This window comes from Rhodococcus sp. CX (genome assembly GCF_015865005.1).
Classification (GTDB): domain Bacteria; phylum Actinomycetota; class Actinomycetes; order Mycobacteriales; family Mycobacteriaceae; genus Rhodococcus.
This window is the reverse complement of sequence record NZ_JADZGH010000020.1, coordinates 78,007-82,573: the sequence shown is the minus strand read 5'-3', so window position 1 is coordinate 82,573 and position 4,567 is coordinate 78,007. Positions and strand designations below refer to the sequence as shown.

Here is a 4,567-nt window from a genome sequence, read left to right as displayed (position 1 = left end):
CCCGGATCGACATAGTCGGGGTCGTGACGCTTGGAATGATCACCGCGCTGGGTGGCGGCATCATCCGCGACATCCTCATCGACGACCTGCCGCCCGCGACGTTCAGCGACTGGCGGTACCTTGCGGTTGCCGCGGCCGGCAGTCTCCTCGCGTTCTTCGCCCGCAAGCTCGAACGCCTGTCCACACCCATCACGATGTTCGACGCCGCAGGCTTGAGCCTGTTCGCCGTCACCGGCGCGGGCAAGGCACTCGACTTCGGCCTCGGTCCGGTGCAGGCGATCATCCTCGGCACGATCACCGGGGTCGGTGGTGGCACCGTGCGTGACGTGCTGATCGGCCGTATACCGGTCGTATTGAACAGCGAACTCTATGCCATTCCCGCGTTGGTTGCGGCGACCGTCCTCGTAGTCTGCGAAAGCCTGGACCTACCGACCCTACCCGCGGCGCTCGGCGCCGCGGCAATGTGTTTCATCATCCGAATGATCGGTGTGCGTTACGGTCTCAACGCGCCCGGTCCGCACGGGTTCGACGACCCCGAACCGCCGAAACGGGTGTGATCTTTCGTTGTCCCATTGCATGTCTCGAGCATGTCCGCGGCGCGCGGGGTGGTTCGACCGACCCGTGGGCGACGGTCGGTGGTGACGTCGTGGTATGGGGTCCGGTGCTGGGTGTGGCACGGTGAGCTCGGGTGGGGTATGAACCGCCCTGGATCCGGTAGAGACCTCGTTCAGGCCACCGCGAGGATCGAGGCGGCGGTGGGGTGCTGTTCACGGTAGCGCGTCTCGTACTCGATCGGCGGGAGATAGTCGATCGAGGAATGCAGTCGGTCCGCGTTGAACCAGCGGACCCACTCGGCGGTCTCCCGTTCGACCTCGGTTCGACCGGACCAGACCGAGCCCGGTCGATCAGCTCGGTCTTGTAGAGACCGATCGTCGACTCCATCAGCGCGTTGTCGAGGGCTTGACCGGCTAATCGCGGCCCAGACCGCGGTGATCCCGGTCGGAATGGTTCATCGCAGGGACGCTGGATTACGGCGGAGTCGTCGCAGTTGTTCCTCGTGTCTGGTGACGCTGGCGGCGAGCTCTTCGACGACGGTGCGCAGGTGCGCGACCTCGGTGGCCAGACCGGTCAGGGTGCGGGCCTCGGTTTGTCGGGTGCGGTGTTCGTCGACGACAGCACGCAACTGAGTGTTGCGGTAGAGCGTCGCCCGGCCGACCTGCGCTCGTTCGGCGACGGCAGTGAACGTGATCGGCTCGCCCACGGCGGCGAGCTCGGCGCAGACCCGCTCGACCCTGAGCAGGGTGTTCTCGCTCATCCAGCCGCCGATTCGGAGATCAACACGTCGAGTCGCGATACGAGAGCGCGATGCCGCTCCGCCTCCTCGATCCATCCCCGCTTCTCCGCATCATCGGCGAGGTCCCGGGCGTCGACGCGTTGCGCTGCAAGGACAGCGAGGTGAGTGGAATCGGTGTGGAAACTCGGGCAATGCTCGCAGATGTTGGCATACGGGCACGAGCCTTGCGCGGGTGCCCGCACGCAGTATCCGCCGGCCAGCCGCGATTTGATCGCCGGTGCATCCTTCCATCCGCCGTCGCCGGTGACGTCGATCAGCGGGAGCGGGGTGCGGCCGGTCGGCATCGGCCCGATGCGGCTCTTCGCCAGGTCCAGTGCGCGTTCGTACTCGCTGCGCACCGTGGCATCGAACAGGTGCGCATAACGCAGACTCATCTGGGTCGACACATGCCCGAGCAGCGCCATCAGCGCCTGCAAGGACACACCGGCGTTGATCAACGCTGTGGCGTAGGTGTGCCGGAGTTGGTGCGGGGTGATGTGCCCCAACCCTGCCGTGGCAGCGGCCCGGTTCAACTCGTCCCGTACTGCGTTCTGCGAGAGCCGTTTTCCGTGATGGGTGAACAGGAAATCGGCGGGAGCGCCCGTGCGGGGATGACGGAGCGGCCGGCCGGACGAGCGGGTCGCGGTGATCCGATCGACAAGGGTGAGAACTTCCTCGTCGACCGGGACCATTCGCTCGGAGTCGAGTTTGCCGAGAGGGACCTTGAGCCAGGATCCCTGTTCGGGGGATTTCGTGGATGCAGTCGAGCTCGAGGTCGAGGAGTTCCCCGATCCGCAACCCGCATGCCCGCTGCACCAGCAGTGCATCGGCGGCAAGTCGGTAGGGTGAATCCGATAGTGCTGCAGTAAGTTTACGATCCGCATCGACCGGCAGATATCGAGGCAGGACGCGCTGCGCACGAGGCAGATCGGCGCGGAAGATCAATTTCCGTGGCGGTGCATCGTCCCAACCCCATTCGGTGATCTCGGAGAGGAAATTGCCGACCGCATGGACACGCCGGATCCGGTCCGCGACGGTGATCGGCTCACCGGTGACACTGTTGACGGTGGTGGTCAGCGAGGTGATGAACGGTTCGATGTGCCGACGCCGATCCAGTTCGGCCAGCGAGACGATGTGGGGGTCGATGGTGGCAAGATATCGGCCGAAATGTGCCAGCCGGGTGGCCAGGCTGCTGACCGTGTGGGTGGTGCAGGTGGCGCGTTTGCGGTGCAGGTAGGCCACGAACGCCGGACGCAGCGCGGCGGGAACATCGGCCATCCGCTCCTCGAGCGTAAGCGCAGCTGCGGTCGTCGGTCGTGCTGGACTGTCGAGGATTCCGAGGTGGAAGAGGATCTGCCGGGCACTGTGGGTAGTGGCGCGATAGTGTCTGGCGCCTCGACCGGTGCGCATCTGCCGAATATCACACGCGTGCAACAGGTCCTGCAGATCACTCTCATGAAGATCGGTCAGCGGTCGAGCAGTCTGGATCAGCAGCCGGGCAATGATCTGCGATCCGATGGCGGAGGCGACGCGCTGGGTGAATCCCAATTCGCGTGCTGCGCAGATGAACCGATTCAGGTCTGGTGCGAGGCGACTGTCGGCCAGTTCGTGCCACAGGCTCGACAGTTTGCGGTGAACGAGATAGTCGTAGCCCGGCTGCAGTCGCCGACTGACCATCAGGAAGGTGATGAACGGGCGGGTCGAGCAGTTCGCCGCCAAACGCGTGTCGAGCGGCAGGTATGCCCACTGCTGGACCTGCGGCCAACGCCGCAGGAACGAGCGGGCGGCCCGGGTGTAGGCGGTGTTGCCGCGGCCGCGCCGCTGGAGGTGGACCATGTAGGCGGCGTAGATGTCCGCCGGGCTCTCACTCTCGGGTGCGGTCGCGTAGTCGTGTGCGGGCTGCATCGAATTCCGCCTTGACGTGGGTCGGTGTCAGATGGATGTAGCGGGCTGTGGTGTCGACGTGCGCGTGCCCGAGCAGTGCTTGCATCACGGCCAGATCCACACCGGCTTCGGCCATCGCGGTGCCGAAGGTATGTCGCAGCGCATGCGGATGACCGGCGAGTACTCCCGATTTGCGGCGGTGGTAGCGGAAGACGGTCCGCAACCCGGCCGGGGTCAACGGCTGGCCCCGGTTCGGGCCCTTCGCGACCAGGAACAGTCGCGGGCTCGACGACTCGGGTCGTTCGGTGAGCAGATATGTCTGAATCAGTCCTGCCACTTCCACATCGAGTGGCACTCGACGTTCCTTGGCGCCTTTGCCGAAGACTCGTATCCAGCGGGTACCGATGTCGATATCGGTGACCTCGAGAGTCAAGACCTCTCCGGATCGTAAGCCGGAGAGCAACATCAGGCCGGCGATCGAGCGGTCCCGCCATGTTCGCAGGCTGGAGAGCAGATCCGCTGTTTCACGCCGGTCGAGCGGTCGTGGTAGTCGGCGGGGTTCGCGCAGGCGTAGCGCCGATCGGCGTTTGGACCGGACGAGGTGGCCGAGCAGGCCGTTGCGTTCTTCGGCGCTGACTCTGTGGGCTTCCCGTCCGCTGGGTATCGGGTTGCGTAGCTCGGGTTCGCGCAGAGCGCGGAAGGTGAACAGCCCGGTCAGGGCGGCGAGCCGGTGGTTGATGGTGGTAGCGCAGTAGTGATCGAGACGCCGGCCGGTCATCGACAGCACGTTGGCGGGGCGTCCCTCGATCGCAGTTTCGCGGCAGTGCCGCATGAAGTCCAACACGGTGTCGGTGGTGACCGAATCGAGGCTGGCGCTGTGAGATTCGAGCCAGCGGCAGAACGCGAGCAGATCGTAACCGTAGGCACGCACGGTGCGTGGTGAGTAGTTCCGGTCGGTCAGGTAGGCGAGATATTCGTTGACCGATGGGTACTTCTCGGCACTGGACCCGGACATCTTCCAGGCGGCTTCGGTGCCGGATTCGAGATACAGCCTGGGCTGATCCGTCATGAGACAGGTGTAACGCCGTCGTCGATGGTGGTCAAGCACTTCCAGCATCGGCGTGTCGGTTTCCGGGTAACGATCCGGTGGATTAGCCGGTCAACAGGCAGTCGCCGACGCTGCCGATGGAACCAGCGATCCCCGACTCGACCAGAGCCTCGGTGAACGCCAGCGATGTGTATTGACTTCCGGCCTCGGAGTGGTGCACCAAACCTGTTGTGGTGAAATGGAAATCAGTTCGTCTTCTCGTGAACAGGGCTTGCTCTGGAACACCGTGGACCAGCGTGGTG

The 4,567-nt window shown here is 64.8% G+C and carries 5 protein-coding genes and 2 pseudogenes; 2 read left to right on the top strand and 5 right to left on the bottom strand.

All coding sequences use genetic code 11. The annotated features are described in order from the left end of the window. Positions 1-557, top strand: a 557-nt coding sequence (locus I0Q12_RS01925) for a trimeric intracellular cation channel family protein (RefSeq protein ID WP_197250339.1), incomplete at its 5' end; no start/stop codon positions are given. A gap of 170 nt (positions 558-727) precedes the next feature. Here the strand turns inward: I0Q12_RS01925 and I0Q12_RS01920 are convergent. From I0Q12_RS01920 to I0Q12_RS31715, 3 genes and pseudogenes are all read right to left on the bottom strand, one after another. Beyond that, a pseudogene (locus I0Q12_RS01920) lies at positions 728-966 on the bottom strand (integrase core domain-containing protein); the annotation flags it as partial. Positions 967-1,009: 43 nt separating this feature from the next. Continuing rightward, complete coding sequence (locus I0Q12_RS01915; RefSeq protein ID WP_139000288.1) at positions 1,010-1,315, bottom strand: DUF6262 family protein; 306 nt, start codon at positions 1,313-1,315, stop codon at positions 1,010-1,012. Further along, positions 1,312-2,025: a tyrosine-type recombinase/integrase gene (locus tag I0Q12_RS31715; protein ID WP_231609824.1), complete on the bottom strand. Its 714-nt coding sequence runs from the start codon at positions 2,023-2,025 to the stop codon at positions 1,312-1,314. The genes I0Q12_RS01915 and I0Q12_RS31715 overlap by 4 nt, the downstream gene beginning before the upstream one ends. A 316-nt stretch (positions 2,026-2,341) precedes the next feature. Between I0Q12_RS31715 and I0Q12_RS31710 the strand changes: the two genes are divergently transcribed. After that, positions 2,342-3,253, top strand: a complete 912-nt coding sequence (locus I0Q12_RS31710) for a hypothetical protein (protein ID WP_231609823.1) — start codon at positions 2,342-2,344, stop codon at positions 3,251-3,253. Here I0Q12_RS31710 and I0Q12_RS01905 read toward each other — a convergent pair. After that, positions 3,198-4,286, bottom strand: a complete 1,089-nt coding sequence (locus I0Q12_RS01905; protein ID WP_197250338.1) for a tyrosine-type recombinase/integrase — start codon at positions 4,284-4,286, stop codon at positions 3,198-3,200. The two genes, I0Q12_RS31710 and I0Q12_RS01905, sit on opposite strands and share 56 nt — an antisense overlap. A gap of 94 nt (positions 4,287-4,380) precedes the next feature. Continuing rightward, positions 4,381-4,567 (bottom strand): annotated as a pseudogene (locus tag I0Q12_RS01900) (IS3 family transposase); the annotation flags it as partial.

Coding starts and splice junctions, on each gene's coding strand:
- I0Q12_RS31715 (WP_231609824.1), bottom strand. CDS start 2,025: ATGGTCCCGGTCGACGAGGAAGTTCTCACCCTTGTCGATCGGATCACC.
- I0Q12_RS01905 (WP_197250338.1), bottom strand. CDS start 4,286: ATGACGGATCAGCCCAGGCTGTATCTCGAATCCGGCACCGAAGCCGCC.
- I0Q12_RS31710 (WP_231609823.1), top strand. CDS start 2,342: ATGGACACGCCGGATCCGGTCCGCGACGGTGATCGGCTCACCGGTGAC.
- I0Q12_RS01915 (WP_139000288.1), bottom strand. CDS start 1,315: ATGAGCGAGAACACCCTGCTCAGGGTCGAGCGGGTCTGCGCCGAGCTC.